This is a genomic window from Sphingomonas sp. BL-S-05, from assembly GCF_055521695.1.
In genome coordinates, this window is record NZ_CM145499.1 from 194,605 (window position 1) to 209,440 (window position 14,836).

The 14,836-nt window shown below is 66.9% G+C and carries 14 protein-coding genes and 1 pseudogene; 7 read left to right on the plus strand and 8 right to left on the minus strand.

What is annotated here, in order from left to right:
- Nucleotides 1-46 precede the first annotated feature (46 nt).
- From ACZ1JS_RS00850 to murB, 4 genes are read right to left on the minus strand one after another with little or no spacing between them, the layout of a single operon-like run.
- Nucleotides 47-1,432, minus strand: a complete 1,386-nt coding sequence (locus ACZ1JS_RS00850; protein WP_465167285.1) for an HlyD family type I secretion periplasmic adaptor subunit — start codon at nucleotides 1,430-1,432, stop codon at nucleotides 47-49.
- Nucleotides 1,429-3,273, minus strand: a complete 1,845-nt coding sequence (locus ACZ1JS_RS00855) for a type I secretion system permease/ATPase (RefSeq protein ID WP_465167286.1) — start codon at nucleotides 3,271-3,273, stop codon at nucleotides 1,429-1,431. The genes ACZ1JS_RS00850 and ACZ1JS_RS00855 overlap by 4 nt, the downstream gene beginning before the upstream one ends.
- Before the next feature lie 46 nt (nucleotides 3,274-3,319).
- Nucleotides 3,320-4,606, minus strand: coding sequence for a UDP-N-acetylglucosamine 1-carboxyvinyltransferase (locus tag ACZ1JS_RS00860; protein ID WP_465167287.1), 1,287 nt, complete (start codon nucleotides 4,604-4,606; stop codon nucleotides 3,320-3,322).
- Entirely contained in the window at nucleotides 4,603-5,640 is a 1,038-nt protein-coding gene (gene murB, locus ACZ1JS_RS00865) for a UDP-N-acetylmuramate dehydrogenase (protein ID WP_465167288.1), read from the minus strand. The genes ACZ1JS_RS00860 and murB overlap by 4 nt, the downstream gene beginning before the upstream one ends.
- Nucleotides 5,641-6,066: 426 nt before the next feature.
- Between murB and ACZ1JS_RS00870 the strand changes: the two genes are divergently transcribed.
- Nucleotides 6,067-7,047, plus strand: coding sequence for an SDR family NAD(P)-dependent oxidoreductase (locus tag ACZ1JS_RS00870; protein WP_465167289.1), 981 nt, complete (start codon nucleotides 6,067-6,069; stop codon nucleotides 7,045-7,047).
- A gap of 202 nt (nucleotides 7,048-7,249) precedes the next feature.
- Here the strand turns inward: ACZ1JS_RS00870 and dapE are convergent, their stop codons facing one another.
- Entirely contained in the window at nucleotides 7,250-8,380 is a 1,131-nt protein-coding gene (gene dapE / locus ACZ1JS_RS00875; RefSeq protein WP_465167290.1) for a succinyl-diaminopimelate desuccinylase, read from the minus strand.
- A gap of 91 nt (nucleotides 8,381-8,471) precedes the next feature.
- On the opposite strand from dapE, the gene ACZ1JS_RS00880 reads away from it, so the two are divergent.
- Nucleotides 8,472-9,491, plus strand: coding sequence for an esterase-like activity of phytase family protein (locus ACZ1JS_RS00880; RefSeq protein WP_465167291.1), 1,020 nt, complete (start codon nucleotides 8,472-8,474; stop codon nucleotides 9,489-9,491).
- A 275-nt stretch (nucleotides 9,492-9,766) separates the two neighbouring features.
- Here ACZ1JS_RS00880 and rpmB read toward each other — a convergent pair whose 3' ends face one another.
- Complete coding sequence (gene rpmB / locus ACZ1JS_RS00885) at nucleotides 9,767-10,060, minus strand: 50S ribosomal protein L28 (protein ID WP_345879029.1); 294 nt, start codon at nucleotides 10,058-10,060, stop codon at nucleotides 9,767-9,769.
- Nucleotides 10,061-10,226: 166 nt separating this feature from the next.
- Between rpmB and ACZ1JS_RS00890 the strand changes: the two genes are divergently transcribed.
- Nucleotides 10,227-10,460 (plus strand): hypothetical protein, encoded by a 234-nt coding sequence (locus ACZ1JS_RS00890; RefSeq protein ID WP_465167292.1) that lies wholly within the window; start codon nucleotides 10,227-10,229, stop codon nucleotides 10,458-10,460.
- A 60-nt stretch (nucleotides 10,461-10,520) separates the two neighbouring features.
- Entirely contained in the window at nucleotides 10,521-10,952 is a 432-nt protein-coding gene (locus ACZ1JS_RS00895; RefSeq protein WP_465168599.1) for a nucleoside deaminase, read from the plus strand.
- Between the two features lie 3 nt (nucleotides 10,953-10,955).
- Here ACZ1JS_RS00895 and ACZ1JS_RS00900 read toward each other — a convergent pair.
- Nucleotides 10,956-11,634, minus strand: a pseudogene (locus ACZ1JS_RS00900) (YiaD family glycine zipper/OmpA-like lipoprotein).
- 172 nt (nucleotides 11,635-11,806) lie between these two features.
- Between ACZ1JS_RS00900 and ACZ1JS_RS00905 the strand changes: the two are divergent.
- The 3 genes from ACZ1JS_RS00905 to ACZ1JS_RS00915 all read left to right on the plus strand — a co-directional run bounded on the left by ACZ1JS_RS00905 (nucleotide 11,807) and on the right by ACZ1JS_RS00915 (nucleotide 14,134).
- Entirely contained in the window at nucleotides 11,807-13,111 is a 1,305-nt protein-coding gene (locus ACZ1JS_RS00905; RefSeq protein WP_465168600.1) for a hemolysin family protein, read from the plus strand.
- 3 nt (nucleotides 13,112-13,114) lie between these two features.
- Nucleotides 13,115-13,588 carry an STM3941 family protein gene (locus ACZ1JS_RS00910; protein WP_465167293.1) on the plus strand — a complete coding sequence of 158 codons (474 nt, stop codon included), beginning with the start codon at nucleotides 13,115-13,117 and terminating at the stop codon, nucleotides 13,586-13,588.
- A 195-nt stretch (nucleotides 13,589-13,783) separates the two neighbouring features.
- Nucleotides 13,784-14,134 (plus strand): hypothetical protein, encoded by a 351-nt coding sequence (locus ACZ1JS_RS00915; protein ID WP_465167294.1) that lies wholly within the window; start codon nucleotides 13,784-13,786, stop codon nucleotides 14,132-14,134.
- A 30-nt stretch (nucleotides 14,135-14,164) separates the two neighbouring features.
- Here the strand turns inward: ACZ1JS_RS00915 and ACZ1JS_RS00920 are convergent, their stop codons facing one another.
- Nucleotides 14,165-14,833, minus strand: coding sequence for a hypothetical protein (locus tag ACZ1JS_RS00920; protein WP_465167295.1), 669 nt, complete (start codon nucleotides 14,831-14,833; stop codon nucleotides 14,165-14,167).
- Nucleotides 14,834-14,836: the final 3 nt, after the last annotated feature.

Genomic DNA, 14,836 nt, shown 5'->3' on the forward strand with positions numbered 1-14,836 from the left:
ATAAGTGCCGGACGCGGCGCGTTTGCGCGCGTCCGGCACGGTTGGATCAACGCTCGTGCAGCGACCGGCGGAATGCCTCGGTCAGCGGATCGAGCATATATTGCAACGCGGTGCGCGGACGCAGCTTGACCAGCACGCTCACCGGTACGCCGGCGCGGATGCCGGTATCGGCGCCGCGAACCTCCTTCAGCATCGCGATCTGCGACTGCGGCACGACGATCTCGGCGGTGAAGTAGCTGCGGCCCGACTTTTCGTCGACCAGGCTGTCCGCCGACACGTTGCGGATATTGCCGAGCAGGATCGGCAGATCGCGTTCGTGCAGGTTCAGGAACTTCACCTCGGCCTGACGCCCTTCATAGACGCCGTCGATGTCGCTCGGGTCGAAATTGGCGCGCACGACCAGCGGCGCGGCATCGGGAACGATGTCGAGGATCGGTTGCCCGGCCTGCACCACGCCGCCTTCGGAAAAGACGCGCAGTTCGACGACGCGTCCCGATACCGGCGCCCGGATGACGGTGCGTTCCAGCTGTTCCTTGGCGGCCAGCCATTTCGGCATGACCTCGTTCAACTGGAACTGCGTGTCGCGCAGCAGGGTCGCGGCGTCCTCGACATAGCGGCGCGACGTCGCGATCGACGATTCGCGGGCCTGTCCGACCTGTTCGCGCGCCGCGGCGGCACGCGATGCGTAATCGGCATCGGCCCCCTGCAACTGCTGGATCGAGCGTTCGATCTGGCGGACCGAGTTGCGCGAGACATAGCCTTCATCGGCCAGCCGCTTGGTGCTGGCCAGCTGTTCCTCGAGCGAGCGGCGCTGTTCGGCAGTGGCGCGTGCCTGCGCCGAGAAACCGCCGATGCTCTGCGACGCTTCGGCCTGTTGCTGGCGGATCACGGCACGATTGGCCGCCAGGGCGTTGTTGCGCGCATTCTGCTGGGCAAGCTGCAGCGCCTTGGCGCGTTCGACCAAGACCCGGTCGTCCCCGGTCGCCTGTGCGAAGCTCGCCGGCCACTGGATCGGGGTACCGCGAATTTCCGATTCGAGGCGTGCGCGCTGCGCCTGCAGGTCGATCACGCTGCCCGCCAGCGCGCGCTCGGTCGCCTGCACCTCGGCACCGCGCAGGCGGATGATGACCTGCCCCTGCTTGACGTGCTGGCCCTCGCGGACGTCGAGATGCTCGATATAGCCGCCGTCGCGATGCTGGACCGTCTGGCGGTTGCCCGACACCACGACCCGACCATCACCCGCCGCCGCCGCATCCAGCCGGGCGAAGGATGCCCAGCCCAGCAGCACGACGAAGAACAGCACGGCGATGATGATACCGGTGCGCAGCGCCTTGTTGGGCGAATCGTCGATTTCCAGCCGTTCGCGGATCGCCTGCGACACCGGAATGATATTCTGCCCCGACTGGGGGGCATTGACCAATTCGCCGCTCACGCTTCACCTCCATTGGCGCGGTTGCCGCCGGCCGCGGCATCCGTCCCGTCATTGCCCGGCAGCGGCGGGGCGGGCGGCGGGGTCGCCGGTCCCTTGCCCGCCGGCGGCGGTGTCGCGCCGCCCGGTGCACCCGCGCCCTGTTGTTCCATCTGCGGTGCCGCCGGGCGGATCACCTTGCTGCGATCGTCATAGATCTGGATCACTCCGTCGCGCAGCAGCATCACCTTGTCGACCGCCTGCAACAGGCCGGTGCGGTGCGTCGACACGACCACCGTCGCGCCGCGTTCGCGCAGATGCGCCAGCGTTTCCATCAACCGCCCCTCGGCACTGATGTCGAGATGCGCATTGGGTTCGTCAAGGAACAGGATGCGCGGCGACCCGAACAGAGCGCGCGCCAGCGCCACGACCTGCCGCTGCCCGGCGGACAGGCCGCCGCCCTCGCGCATCGCCAGCTGGGTATCGTACCCGCGTTCGAACCGCAGGATCAGGTCGTGCGCCCCGGCCAGCTGCGCGGCGGTCACCACCTGCGCGTCCAGCTCCTGGCCGCTCAACCCTTCGAACTGGCGGAAGCGCGAGATGTTCGAATGGACCGTCGCCGGGAACAGCGTCGGCGTCTGCGGCATATAGCCCAGGTGCCGGCCCAGCTCCTCGCGGTTCCAGTCGTTCAGGCTGGCGCCGTCGACGCGAATCTCGCCCTCGTCGGGATCGATCGCCCCGGCCAGCGCGCGCAGCAGCGTCGACTTGCCGGCGCCCGACGGCCCGACCAGCGCGACGATCGTGCCCGGTTCGATGGTGAAGCTCAGCTTGTTGAGCAGCACCCGGTCCGACCCCGGCACGCGGACGGTCAGCCCGTCGACCTCGATCCGGCCGAGCGGATCGGGCAGCGACGTGCGCTGCACCGTCACGTCGGGCAGGCGGCAGAACTCGTTCAGCCCCTTATACGCATTCTGCGCGCTGATGACGTTCTTCAGCGCGTTGAGAATCTGTTCGACGGGCTGCAGCGCGCGGCCGAGGATCAGCGACGCGGCAAAGATCGCGCCGCCCGAAATCTGCTGGTTGATCGCCAGATAGGCGCCCAGCGCCAGCGCCATCGACTGCAGGAACAGGCGGAAGAATTTGGTGATCGCAAGGAAGATGCCCGACGTGCCGGCAATATCGCCCTGCGCGCGGACCAGATCGGCGCGTTCGACCAGATGGCGGGTGACCAGCGCGCTGCGCATGCCGAGCGCCCGGGCGACTTCGGACGCCTGGATCGAATAATCCTGCGACCGATACGCCATGTTGGTCCGCTGCCCAACCTCGTTCAGCCGGCTCTTGGTCGTCTTGTCGCTCAGCACCGCCAGCGTGATGAGCAGCGCCGAGCTGAGCAGCGCCAGCAATCCGATCATGGGGTGGAGCAGATAGGAGATGATGATGTAGATCGGCGCCCAGGGCGCGTCGAACATCGCGATGATCGCCGGGCCGGTCAGCGTGCCGCGCAGCGTGTCGAAATCGCGCATCGCCTGTGCCCGCTGCGCCGGCGTCGCGCCGTTGGCGCCGAGGATGCGGTGCAGGATGTTGCCCGCCGCCATCTTTTCCAGCCGCATGCTCGCCTGGAGCAGCAGCTTCATGCGCACCGTGTCGAGCGCCGCGAAGACGATCAGCGATATCGCGAGGATCAGCGAGAGAACCAGCAGCGTCGCGGTGCCACGCGTCGGCACGACCCGGTCGTACACCTGCAACATGAAGATCGAGGGCACGAGGTACAGGATGTTGATCAGCCCTGAAAAGATGCCGGTGGCGATGAAATGCCGCCGGCATTTGCGCAGGGCTGCCTGCAACGGGTTCGATTCGTAGGACATGGGAAGAAGCCGAATCCCTTTAAAACGGGCCAGTTATGCGCGCGCGTTATGAACCATGATAGGCAAGCGTAGCGTTAAGACTGCGCGCCTTCTCGAGAAATTTATCATAGCCGCGCTCGATCTGCCACGCATCGCTGATGCGTGTCTGTCCCACGGCTTTCATACCAAGTAATGCAAGCGCCGCACCTGCGCGCAGATCGGCGGCGCGGACATCGGCGCCGACCAGCGTCTGTGTGCCGATGATATGCGCGGTGCCGTCGCGCACGAAGCTCTCGACCCCCATCCGCCCGAAATCGGGCAGATAGGCATAGCGCCCGGCGAACCGCAGGTCGACGATCCGCGATTCGCCGCGCGCACAGGCGCCCAGCGCGGCGAACAGCGGCTGCATGTCCGAATTGATTCCCGGATAGGGGCCGGTGCTGATCTCGACCGGATAGGGCCGTCCCGACCGGACGATCGCGACATTGCCGTCGCGAAAGATCCGCGCGCCGCTTTCGCGCAGGAAGATCAGCGGGACTTCGAGATCCTCGAACGGAAAGTCGCGGATTTCGACGTCGCCGCCGGTGATGACCGACCCGACCAGCCACGTCATCGCTTCCATATTGTCGGGCATCACCCGCCAACCGGTCCCGGCAAGGTCGGGCGCGCCGGTGATTTCGATGCTTTCCTGCCCGAATACGGTGATCGTCGCCCCCATCGCGCGCAGGAACGCGCACAGATCGAGGATTTCGGGCCGGATATGCGGGTTCCACAACCGCGTCGTACCCTTGGCCAGCGATGCGACCAGCAGCGCATTTTCGGTCGCGCCGGTCGATCGCAGCGGCAGCACGATCTCCGCGCCGGTCAGCCCGTCCGGCGCTTCGGCAAAGAGCCGGCCGTCCTTGCCCCACACCCGCGCGCCCAGCCGGCTAAGCACCAATTCGTGCAGGTCATAGCCGCGCCCGCCCAGGTCGCATCCGCCGGGCAGGGGGACGCTGCCCGCCCCGGTCCGCGCGACCAGCGCGCCGAGGATCAGCAGCGTGTTGCGGATCGACCGCCCGTCCCACACCAGTTCGCTTGGCGGCGGCGCGGCTTCCTCGATGGTCAGCGCGCCATGCGCGACGGTGCAGCGCTTGCCCAGCGCCTCCAGCATCCCGACATGGACCTGCGCGTCGAGCAGCCCTTGCGGATAATTGTCGAGCACGATCCGCTCGGGCGTCAGCAGCGAGGCCGCCATCAGCCGCAACACGCTGTTCTTGGCGCCGCTCACCGTGACGATGCCTTCGAGCCGCGACGGTTCGACGGTCAGGATGCGGTCGGTCGGCTGGGCGGCGTCGAAAGGCTGGTCGGTCATGCAATGGCTCCCGGCAGCGCCCGGTCGCCGAGCAGTTCGGCCACTTCATGCGCGGGACGCATGACGCCGTCGGGGGCGAGGTGGCGGACTTCGGCGTCCATGGCAATGCCCGACAGGTCGGCGACCGATCGCCGTGCCAGCCGGATCAGCTGCAGCACGTCCTCGGCCCGCGCGCCGCCGTTATTGACGATGAAATTGGCGTGGTCGGGCGAAATCTGCGCGCCGCCCGCCGATACGCCCTTCAATCCGGCGCGTTCGATGGCAAGTCCGGGTGGGCCGATCTGCGCATAGAGCGCGGGATCGCTGACGAACACCGACCCGCAATTGGCGCGCACCCGTGGGAATTTGGCCCGCCGCGCGGCAAGGATCGACAATGCCTCGCGCCGCATTTCACGAGCATCGCCGGGTGTGAAGCGCAACTGCGCCGCCACGACGATCAGATCGCCGCGCTGCAATCGCGACGCGCGATAGCGATAGTCGAGCTGTTGCTGCGTCAGCCGGTGCATCCGCCCCTGATGGTCGATCGCATCGACATGCACGACATTCTCGCCAATGCCCCGGCGCTGGCTGCCGCCGTTCATGGTGACGAGGCCGCCCAGCGTGCCCGGAATGCCGATCGCATGGACCGCGCCCGCCATGCCCCAATCGATCACCTGTCGCACGAACGCCGGCACCCACATGCCGGCGCCTGCCTCGACCGTCCGCTCGTCCAGTCGGCGGATGCCGCCCAGCCCGCGGCCGATGCGCAACACGACGCCGCGAAACCCGGCATCGTCGAACAACAGGTTCGAACCGTCGCCGATCACGATATGGCGCGCGTCCTGCGCGGCGATCACCGCCAGCGCGGCGGCCAGCGTGTGGGTCGATTGCGGCGTGACGACGATATCGGCCGGGCCGCCAATGCCCCAGCGGCCGAGCGAGGCCAGCGGCACGTCGGTCGCGACCTCCTCCGCCGGCAGCACACGCCGCAATGCGGCGACGACACGGGTGTCGGGCGCGTGGCCTTGCGGGGCGAGATCGGCAGCGAAAGTCATCCGTCCCTGTTCCCCGTTGGCCCGACGACCCCGGCTTCCGCCGCATTCGCCATATGCCGGCCCATATTCCCTGGCGTTCCGGCACCGGGCAAGGTCGTTGACCGGCAGTGCATTAGATCGTCCCGTTCCACCGGTCCAGCCCTGCCGCTCCGACCGCCTAAGTCCATGGAAAGGCGATACCATAACGACCATGCCAATTTGTTAACGGCCCCCGGCATAGCTCGTCGTCCCGACGACCATGCGACTTGCATGCCGGGGGATGGCCGATATGCTACGGGCTTCATTGTGTCTTCATGCGTATGCCGATGTTGCACCGCGGCACGATATCAACATGTTGCGGTAAAGGAAACGGACGATGCGCAACCTTGGACCGGGTCCGGCGACCCCGATCGTTCCATCGGCTCGCCTCGTGACGGAGCGCTGCTGATGGCGGTACCGATTCTGGTGACCGGCGCTGCCGGCTTTATCGGCCATGCCGTCGCCCACCGTCTGCTCGCGCGCGGTGAACGGGTGCTCGGCATCGACATCGTCAACGACTATTACGACGTGACGCTGAAGGAAGCGCGCCTCGCGACGTTCGACGGGGTCGACGGCTTCGCCTTCCACCGGATCGACGTCGCCGATGCCGATGCGGTCGCCGCGGTGGTCCGCGACCATGGCGTGCGCCGCGTCGTCCATCTGGCGGCGCAGGCCGGGGTCCGGCACAGCATCGACAATCCCTTCGCCTATGAACGCTCGAACGTCGGCGGGCATCTCGCCATATTGGAGGCCTGCCGTCACGCGCCCGGCTTCGAACATCTGGTCTATGCCTCGTCCAGTTCGGTCTATGGCGACAAGCCGATGGGCGGGGAGGGGTTCCGCGAGGATGAACCGGCGAACCGTCCGGTTTCGCTCTACGCCGCGACCAAGCGCGCCTGCGAGTTGATGAGCCAGTCCTACGCGCATCTGTACCGCATGCCGCAGACCGGCCTGCGCTTCTTCACCGTCTATGGCCCATGGGGCCGGCCCGACATGGCCTATTTCAGCTTCACGAACAAAATCGTCGCGGGAGCACCGATCGAGGTGTTCGGCGAAGGCCGCATGGCCCGCGATTTCACCTATATCGACGACATCGTCGACGGCATTGTCGGCGCGCTCGACCATCCGCCCGAGCCGGGCGGCCACCGCGTCCTCAACATCGGCGGCAGCCAGCCGGTCGGGCTGATGGACATGATCGAAACCCTCGAACACGCGATCGGGCGCGAGGCGGTGAAGATCATGAAGCCGATGCAACCCGGCGACGTCACCTCGACCTTTGCCGATGTGTCGCAACTCCACGCGCTGACCGGCTATGAACCGAAAGTGCGGCTGGCCGAGGGGCTCGGCCGTTTCGCGCAGTGGTACAAGGGCTATTACAAGGTCAATTGACCGGGCTTCGTCACTCCCGCGCAGGCGAGACCTCTAAACTGTCCGCTTTACCGTATCCCCGCGAAGGCGGGGATCCAGGGCCACATTCGCAACCTTTTGCCTTGCTTGGCCCTGACCCCCGCCTGCGCAGGGGGTCGGAAGGGTTGCAGGATAGGTGTAGTACGGTCGCAGAGGTCTCGCCCCCGCGGGAATGACGACGGGCCTACTCCCCCGCCAACGCCGCCTGTACGATATCGACGTAGATCGCCTCCAGCAGCCGCAGATCGTCGATCGCCACCGCCTCGTCCACCTTGTGCATCGTCGCGTTGAGCAGGCCGAACTCGACCGTCGGGCACAGCGCCGACAGGAAGCGCGCGTCGGACGTGCCCCCGGTCGTCGACAATTCCGGCGCCAGCCCGGTATGCTTGCCGATCGCATCGGCGATCAGCGTCGAGAATGCGCCCGGTGCGGTCAGGAACGCCTCGCCCGATACCCGTCCGACCACCTGCGCGTCCGGTGCATGCGACCGCACGATGCCCGTGATCCGCTCGACCAGCGCGTCGCCGCGCTGTTCGTCGTTGAACCGGATCGACAGGCGCGCCGCCGCATGGCCGGGAATGACATTGGTCGCCGGATTGCCGACGCTCAGGTCGGTGATCTCGATGTTCGACGGCTGGAACCACGCATTGCCGCCATCGAGCACGATGCCCTCGATCTCGTGCAGCGCCGCGATCAACGGGGTGATCGGATTGTCGGCCAGATGCGGATAGGCGACATGCCCCTGCCGCCCGGGCACGTCGATCCAGATATTGACCGACCCGCGCCGCCCGATCTTGATCATGTCGCCCAGCCGCTGCTGCGACGTCGGTTCGCCGACCAGGCACAAATCGGGCTTGATGCCCCGCGCGGCCATGCGATCGATCAGCGCGCGGGTGCCATAGACCGCCGGTCCTTCCTCGTCGCCGGTGATGATCAGGCTGATCATGCCCGCATCGGCCGGTACCCGCGCCGCCGCCGCGACGAAGGCGGCCACCGCGCCCTTCATGTCGACCGCGCCGCGCCCGAATACCAGCCCGTCGCGGATCGTGCCGCCGAACGGATCGCCCTGCCATCCGGCGCCGGCGGGCACGACATCGACATGGCCGGCAAAGGCGACGTGCCGTCCGCCCGTCCCCCGCACCGCTAGCAGATTTTCGACCGGCCCATCGGGCGCCTCGCCGACCATAAACCGGTCGACCGCAAAGCCGATCGCGGTGAGTTCGGTCTCCAGCAGGTCGAAGACGCTGCCGGTCGCCGGGGTCACGCTGTCGCAGGCGATCAGGCGGCAGGTCAGGTCGACGACATCGGCAGGCATAACGGTCTCCACGCACATTTCGTCGCGGCTGTAGCGGCTGCGCGGGCAAACGCCACTGGCGCTTGGGGCATGGGACGCTACAGCCGGGGCGATGCGGGTTCTCTTCGTCCTATTCGCAGTGCTGCTGCTGGTCCCCAGTTGGAGCGGGTCCGAACGCCTGCCGCTCTATGCGGAGGTGCCGACGATCACCGCCGAACGGGTCGCGCTCTATCCCAAAAACCCGAAGCGGCGCGATCTGGGACCGTTCACCTATCTTGGCGGCGTGGTCCTGCGCGGTAACGACCCGGCATTTGGCGGCTTTTCGTCGATGCATGTCGATGGCGACCGGTTCAGCCTGTTGTCCGACGGCGGATCGCTGGTGCAGTTCACCATGGGCGCCGACTGGACCCTGCGCAACGTGGCGGTGCGCGAGATCGCCGGGCCGGGCACCGGCTGGGAAAAGCGCGACCGCGATACCGAATCGCTAGCGGTCCGCCCCGACGGGTCGGTGCTGGTCGGCTATGAACGCCATAACCAGATCTGGCGCTTCACTGCCGACCTGTCGCGTCCGCTATCGCATGCCGCCCCGCGTCTGATGGCCGAATGGTCGGCGAACAGCGGTGCGGAGGCGATGGCGCAACTGCACGATGGCAGCGTCGTCGTGCTCAGCGAAAGCAACGGCAAGAAGGGGCGGCGCGGCTATAGCGCGATCCGCTTCCTGGGCGACCCGACCGATCCCCGTACGCCGCGCTACGGCTTCCGCTACGCGCCGCCCGCCAGTTTCGTGAACACCGACGCGGTGCAATTGCCCGACGGGCGGCTGCTGGTGCTAACCCGCCGCACCCGGCTGAAGGACTTCTTCACCACCGGCATCGAACTGCTCGACATTCGCGGCGTCCGTCCCGACCAGTCGCTACGCGGCCGCACGCTCGCCCGGCTCGCCCCGCCGACGTTGCACGACAATTTCGAGGCGATGGCCCTCACCCGCGAAAACGGTCGCCTGATCCTGTGGCTGGCGACCGACGACAACCAGTCGATGCTGCAACGCTCGCTGCTGCTGAAATTCGCGGTCGGCCCGCTGCCCGAGTCGTGGAAGCCGAAGGCGAAGCAGGCACGGAAGAAGCGGAAGTAACGCTCCAACCGACATTCCGGTCTGATCGCCATCCAGGCGAAAGTCGGAATCCACTGGATACGACCGGCATCAACCCGATCGAACCGCCTCGCCACCACCGATCCCGGCCTATGCCGGGATGACGCTTTAACGGGACCGGCATTCGTCCTTCGCACGGCGGCGGGAAACCATGTGCGCAATGTCGATGCAGGTGGAAATGCCCGCGGCAGATACCCACGACAAAACCCCCGGCGCCGCTGGGGCGCCGGGGGCGTATCTCGCGTCACCCGAACCGCTTATGCGGCGGCGGCAGCGACCTTCTTGGCGACGTCGCGCTTCAGGCGACGGGCGCGCAGCGACAGGTCGTCGTCACGGGTCTTGAGCAGCCAGTTGTCGAGGCCGCCGACATGCTCGACCGAGCGCAGGCCGTGCGTCGACACGCGCAGGCGGATCGACCGCTCCAGCGCTTCCGACATCAGCGTCACATTCTGCAGGTTCGGCAGGAAGGTGCGCTTGGTCTTGTTGTTGGCGTGGGAAACATTGTGACCCACCTGCCGGCCCTTGCCGGTCAGCTCGCAGATGCGCGACATGATGTTGATCCTGATTCTGTGTCGGGACACATGCCCCGGAAAGACGGCGCGGATAGCGTCGAACGGCGCGGACGTCAACCGTCCGCCGCGCGTGCAACCCTCGCCGCCGCCGCCGCGTTGTTACGCCATCGATTCGGATAGTGGCAAGTCGCAAGGGAGTGGCGGAATGCGCGCAATATTGGTTCTGCTGGGCGTCGCGGCGCTGATCGTCGCCGCCCTGATGGCCTTCGGTTTCATCAGCGTCGACCAGACCCGCCCGGCATCGATGCCGCAGGTGAAGGTCGAGGGCGGGCAGGCGCCGAAGTTCGACGTCGATGTCGGCCGGGTCGATGTCGGCACCGTCAACCGCACGGTCGAGGTGCCCGCGATCAAGGTCGAGCGTCCCGCCAACGCGCAATAACCCGCTGGCCGCCGCCGGTCCCGGCTGGCAAGGGGATGCGCGATGTTTGACGCATCCCCCATGCAGGCGGCGCTCGCCGCCGCCCGTGCCGCGGCCGATGCCGGCGAGGTGCCGGTCGGCGCGGTCATATTGCGGCAGGGCAGGGTGATCGCGACCGCCGCCAACGCGCCGCGCACGCTCAACGACCCGACCGCCCATGCCGAGATGCTCGCGATCCGCGCCGCCGCGCAGGCATTGGGGCGCGATCGGCTGGAAGATTGCGACCTCTGGGTCACGCTCGAACCCTGTGCGATGTGTGCCGGGGCCATTGCCCATGCCCGCATCGCCCGGCTCTATTATGGCGCCGACGATCCGAAGGGCGGGGCGGTTGCCCACGGCCCGCGCTTCTTCGGCCAACCGACCTGCCATCATTGCCCCGACATCTATTCGGGGATCGGTGAGGTCGAGGCCGCGGCGCTGCTCCGCGACTTCTTCGGGCAGCGCCGCGGATAGGGTTCAGCGCAGATCGTTCTGCGCGATCGGCACGATCTTGATCTCGACCCGGCGGTTCTCCGACCGGCCTTCCTCGGTTTCGTTCGACGCGATCGGTTGCGTCTCGCCGAAGCCGCGCGTGCCGATCCTCGCCGACTGCACGCCCTGGCTGGTCAGATAGCTGGCCACGGCCCCCGCACGCCGTTCCGACAGCGTCTGGTTGTACGCGTCCGACCCGGTCGAAATCGGTATGGCCGTACACGTCGATATAGGTCTGGTTATATTCCTTCAGCACGTCCGCGACCTGGTCCAGCGTCGGGCGGAATTGCGGCTGCACATTGGCGCTGTCGGTGGCGAAGGTGATGCCCGACGGCATGTTCAGCACCAGATCGTCGCCGCGCCGGGTCACTTCGACATCGGTGCCGGCGGTGCGGGCGCGCAGGTCGCGCTCCTGCTTGTCCATGTAGGCGCCGATGCCGGCCCCGGCCAAACCGCCAATGCCCGCACCGAGGATCTTTTCGGTCCGGTCGCGCCGTCCACCGACCAGATCGCCGAGCAGATAGCCGCCGACCGCGCCGCCGATGCCACCGATCGCCGCGCGCGAGATGCTGCGCTGCCCGGTTTCGGGATCGGTGACGCAGGCCGAGGTCAGCATCGCTGCCGAGAGCGCGCCGGCCACCCACATTTTCGAACGAGCCGCCATTATGTCCTCCATGGTATTCGATTTCGTCGTCGCCCGGAAAAACCGGGCAGGCGGGTCGTTGTTCCGCAACCGTTTTGAACGGACGCTGACCGAAGCGTTCATCAAATCGTGTCGCGGGCACGACTCGCCGGTTGTGCCGGACGCGGCATTGCGGCATGGGTGGGTCAGTTCGATGGAACCTCTCTCTCCCTTCCCCTGGTTCGACGTCGTCATCATCCTCGCGCTGGTGGCGTTGAATGGCGTGTTCGCCATGTCCGAACTCGCTATCGTGTCCGCGCGCAAGGCCCGGCTGGAGGGGCTGGCGCGCGCCGGCGGGCGCGGTGCCGCCACCGCGATGCGGCTGGCCGACGATCCCGGCAAGTTCCTGTCGACCGTCCAGATCGGCATCACCCTGATCGGCATCCTGTCGGGCGCCTATTCGGGCGCCAGCCTCGGCGGGCCGGTCGGCGAACGGCTGGTCTTGCTCGGCCTGCCGCCCTCGCTGGCTGAGAATGTCGGCTTCGGCGTGGTGATCGGCGTGACCACCTTCGCCAGCCTCGTCATCGGCGAACTGGTGCCCAAGCAGTTCGCATTACGCAGCCCGGAGCCGATCGCGGTGCTGGTCGCGCTGCCGATGCTGTGGCTGTCGCGGATCACCGCGCCCTTCGTCTGGCTGCTCGACACCACGTCCGGCCTGATCTTCAAGCTGTTGCGCATGAACCGCGAATCCGAAAACCGGGTGACGGCGGAGGAACTGCATCTGCTGGTCGCCGAAGCCAGCAAGTCGGGCGTGATCGAGGAACATGAACGCTCGATCATCTCGGGCGTCGTCCGCCTTGCCGACCGGCCGGTGCGCGAGGTCATGACGCCGCGTACCGAGGTCGAATGGCTCGACGTGACGCTCGACGAAGCCGGCATCCGCGCGGCGATGGCGGCGACGCCGCACACCCGCCTGCCGATTGCCGAAGGATCGGTCGACGCGGTGATCGGCGTGGTGCAGGCGCGCGATATCGTCGCGGCGCTGTGCCGGGGCGAACCGCTCGACCTGCGCACGCTGCTCCATGAAGCGCCGGTGCTGCCCGATCAGGTCGATGCGATGGACGCGCTGCAGGCGATCCGCCGCGCCGCCGTGCCGATGGGCCTCGTCCATGACGAATATGGCCATTTCGAAGGGATCGTGACCCCCGCCGATCTGCTGCGCGCCATTGCCGGCGATTTCGCATCGGACGCGGAGGAGGGCGATCACCCGCATATCGTGCGCCGTGACGACGGGTCGCTGCTGGTCTCGGGCCAGACCCCGGCCGACCAGCTTGCCGAGCGCATCGGCATCGACCTGCCCGAGGACCGCGACTATGCGACCGTCGCCGGTCTCGCGCTCGCCATCCTCAAGCATCTTCCGACCGAGGGCGAGCATTTCACCGAACAGGGCTGGCGCTTCGAGATCGTCGACATGGACGGGCGCAAGATCGACAAGCTGCTGGTCGAACAGGTCGAGTAGCGGATGTGGGTTGCGCGATCCTCGCCTCTGCGATTGCTCGGCCTTCTCATTCTGCCACTCCTGTTCGCCGCGATCGGCGTTCTGATGATCATGGACGGCGACGTGATATTCGGCGTGGTCGGGCTGGTGGCCATATTGGGGTTCGGAGCGGTCGGCCTGATCGTCCTCGGCCGCTTGCGCCGCGGTCGCGGAATCGAGATCGAGGTTTCGGGACGCGGTATATGCTGGCGCGCGTGGAGCGACGACCTGATCGCATGGCATGAGATACGCCATGCCGAAGTGCTTCGGCAGGGACGGCAACGGTATCTGTGTCTCTGGCTAGACCGGCAACCGGAATTCCGCACCCGCTTCGCCGCGCGGGGCGCAGCGTTGTCCAGATCCATCGGTTATGGCGACGTCGCACTGAACACGATTGGAACGGATCGAACGCTCGACGATCTGGTTGACGCCGTCCGGCGGCACATCCCGGTTCACTAAAAACCCCTCGACGCCATTTGCCGCTTTCCATGGCGAGCCGGTTTTCGTAGGTGATGTCAAGCAGTTAGGGTCGTCGATATCGACGCGAGCAAGATCGGCGACATGTTGGTCGAACAAGGCAAGTCGACCTTTGGGTGATGCTGCGGCGCAATGCAGATGTTGCGTTGCAATACGCCCGGATGGTAGTTTCCGGCTATGCAGATTTCATCGGAATATGCGGCGCTGGTACAGTGGATCCGCAACAACACCGATGCGTCGGACCCGGTGTTACACATTCATGCCGGCATGGCCGTGCTGATCCTCGCCCGGCTCATTACCCGCTATCCGCTGTCGCACCCGGTTCCGTTGCTGATCGTTGTCCTCGTCGCGACGGCGAACGAGGTGCTGAACCGGCTGAATTTCGGGTCGTGGCGCTGGCCCGATACCACGGCCGATTTTACCTATTCGGTGTTCTGGCCGGCGATATTGTTCGTCGTGCTGGCGGCGAAACGGCGGCTGGAACGGCGACCGTCTCGGCGCAAGCCGGCATTCGCACGATCGCGCTGACGAATCGTCACGATCTGTCACGCTCCCCTGTCACAACTTCCCGAACACCGCCTCGAACCCGGCGATATCCCCGGCGGCCAGATAGCGCGCCTGTTCGACCCAGCGATCCTTCGCCATACGCGGCGCGAAGGTCCCGAGCCGTGCCGCCACCGCGTCCGCCTCGCCCGGCTGCAGCCGTGCCAGCGTGGCGATATCGGGAATCCCCTGTTCGACCAGCATCGCCGCGACCTTGGGACCCAGCCCCTTCAACCGCGTCAGGTCGGTACCCGCCGGCGTGGGCGGCACCACCGGCGCGGCGGTCTCGACGAAGGGCGCCCGGGCCGGTTCGGCGGCAACCACCGGCGGTTCCGGCGGGACGACCGATTGTTCCAGTGGCGTCGTGACGGGTTCCGGCATGCCCTGCGCGACCGGTTCCTCTACGACCGGCGCAACCGGTTCCTGCACGACCGGCGCAACCGGTTCGACCCGCGTCGGCGCAGGCGGCGCCACCGGTTCGCTCTGCGCATCGCCGGTCCGCTCCAGATGCCCCGCATCCTCCAGTTCGCGCGTCGCCGCCCGCCGTTCGCGCGACAGCTTCATGCCATAGAGGATGCCGATGATCGCCAGCACCGCCAGAATGGCGATGATGACGAAATGCACCGTGGTCAGCGCGCCCAGAAAGCCTGGCGATTGCAACGGGGTCGTACCGCTATCCTGCATGGT

What these genes read in the sequence shown, in the direction of transcription:
- ACZ1JS_RS00855 (WP_465167286.1), bottom strand. Translation starts at nt 3,273, where the DNA reads ATGTCCTACGAATCGAACCCGTTGCAGGCAGCCCTGCGCAAATGCCGG.
- ACZ1JS_RS00860 (WP_465167287.1), bottom strand. Translation starts at nt 4,606, where the DNA reads ATGACCGACCAGCCTTTCGACGCCGCCCAGCCGACCGACCGCATCCTG.
- murB (WP_465167288.1), bottom strand. Translation starts at nt 5,640, where the DNA reads ATGACTTTCGCTGCCGATCTCGCCCCGCAAGGCCACGCGCCCGACACC.
- ACZ1JS_RS00870 (WP_465167289.1), top strand. Translation starts at nt 6,067, where the DNA reads ATGGCGGTACCGATTCTGGTGACCGGCGCTGCCGGCTTTATCGGCCAT.
- dapE (WP_465167290.1), bottom strand. Translation starts at nt 8,380, where the DNA reads ATGCCTGCCGATGTCGTCGACCTGACCTGCCGCCTGATCGCCTGCGAC.
- ACZ1JS_RS00880 (WP_465167291.1), top strand. Translation starts at nt 8,472, where the DNA reads ATGCGGGTTCTCTTCGTCCTATTCGCAGTGCTGCTGCTGGTCCCCAGT.
- rpmB (WP_345879029.1), bottom strand. Translation starts at nt 10,060, where the DNA reads ATGTCGCGCATCTGCGAGCTGACCGGCAAGGGCCGGCAGGTGGGTCAC.
- ACZ1JS_RS00890 (WP_465167292.1), top strand. Translation starts at nt 10,227, where the DNA reads ATGCGCGCAATATTGGTTCTGCTGGGCGTCGCGGCGCTGATCGTCGCC.
- ACZ1JS_RS00895 (WP_465168599.1), top strand. Translation starts at nt 10,521, where the DNA reads ATGCAGGCGGCGCTCGCCGCCGCCCGTGCCGCGGCCGATGCCGGCGAG.
- ACZ1JS_RS00905 (WP_465168600.1), top strand. Translation starts at nt 11,807, where the DNA reads ATGGAACCTCTCTCTCCCTTCCCCTGGTTCGACGTCGTCATCATCCTC.
- ACZ1JS_RS00910 (WP_465167293.1), top strand. Translation starts at nt 13,115, where the DNA reads ATGTGGGTTGCGCGATCCTCGCCTCTGCGATTGCTCGGCCTTCTCATT.
- ACZ1JS_RS00915 (WP_465167294.1), top strand. Translation starts at nt 13,784, where the DNA reads ATGCAGATTTCATCGGAATATGCGGCGCTGGTACAGTGGATCCGCAAC.
- ACZ1JS_RS00920 (WP_465167295.1), bottom strand. Translation starts at nt 14,833, where the DNA reads ATGCAGGATAGCGGTACGACCCCGTTGCAATCGCCAGGCTTTCTGGGC.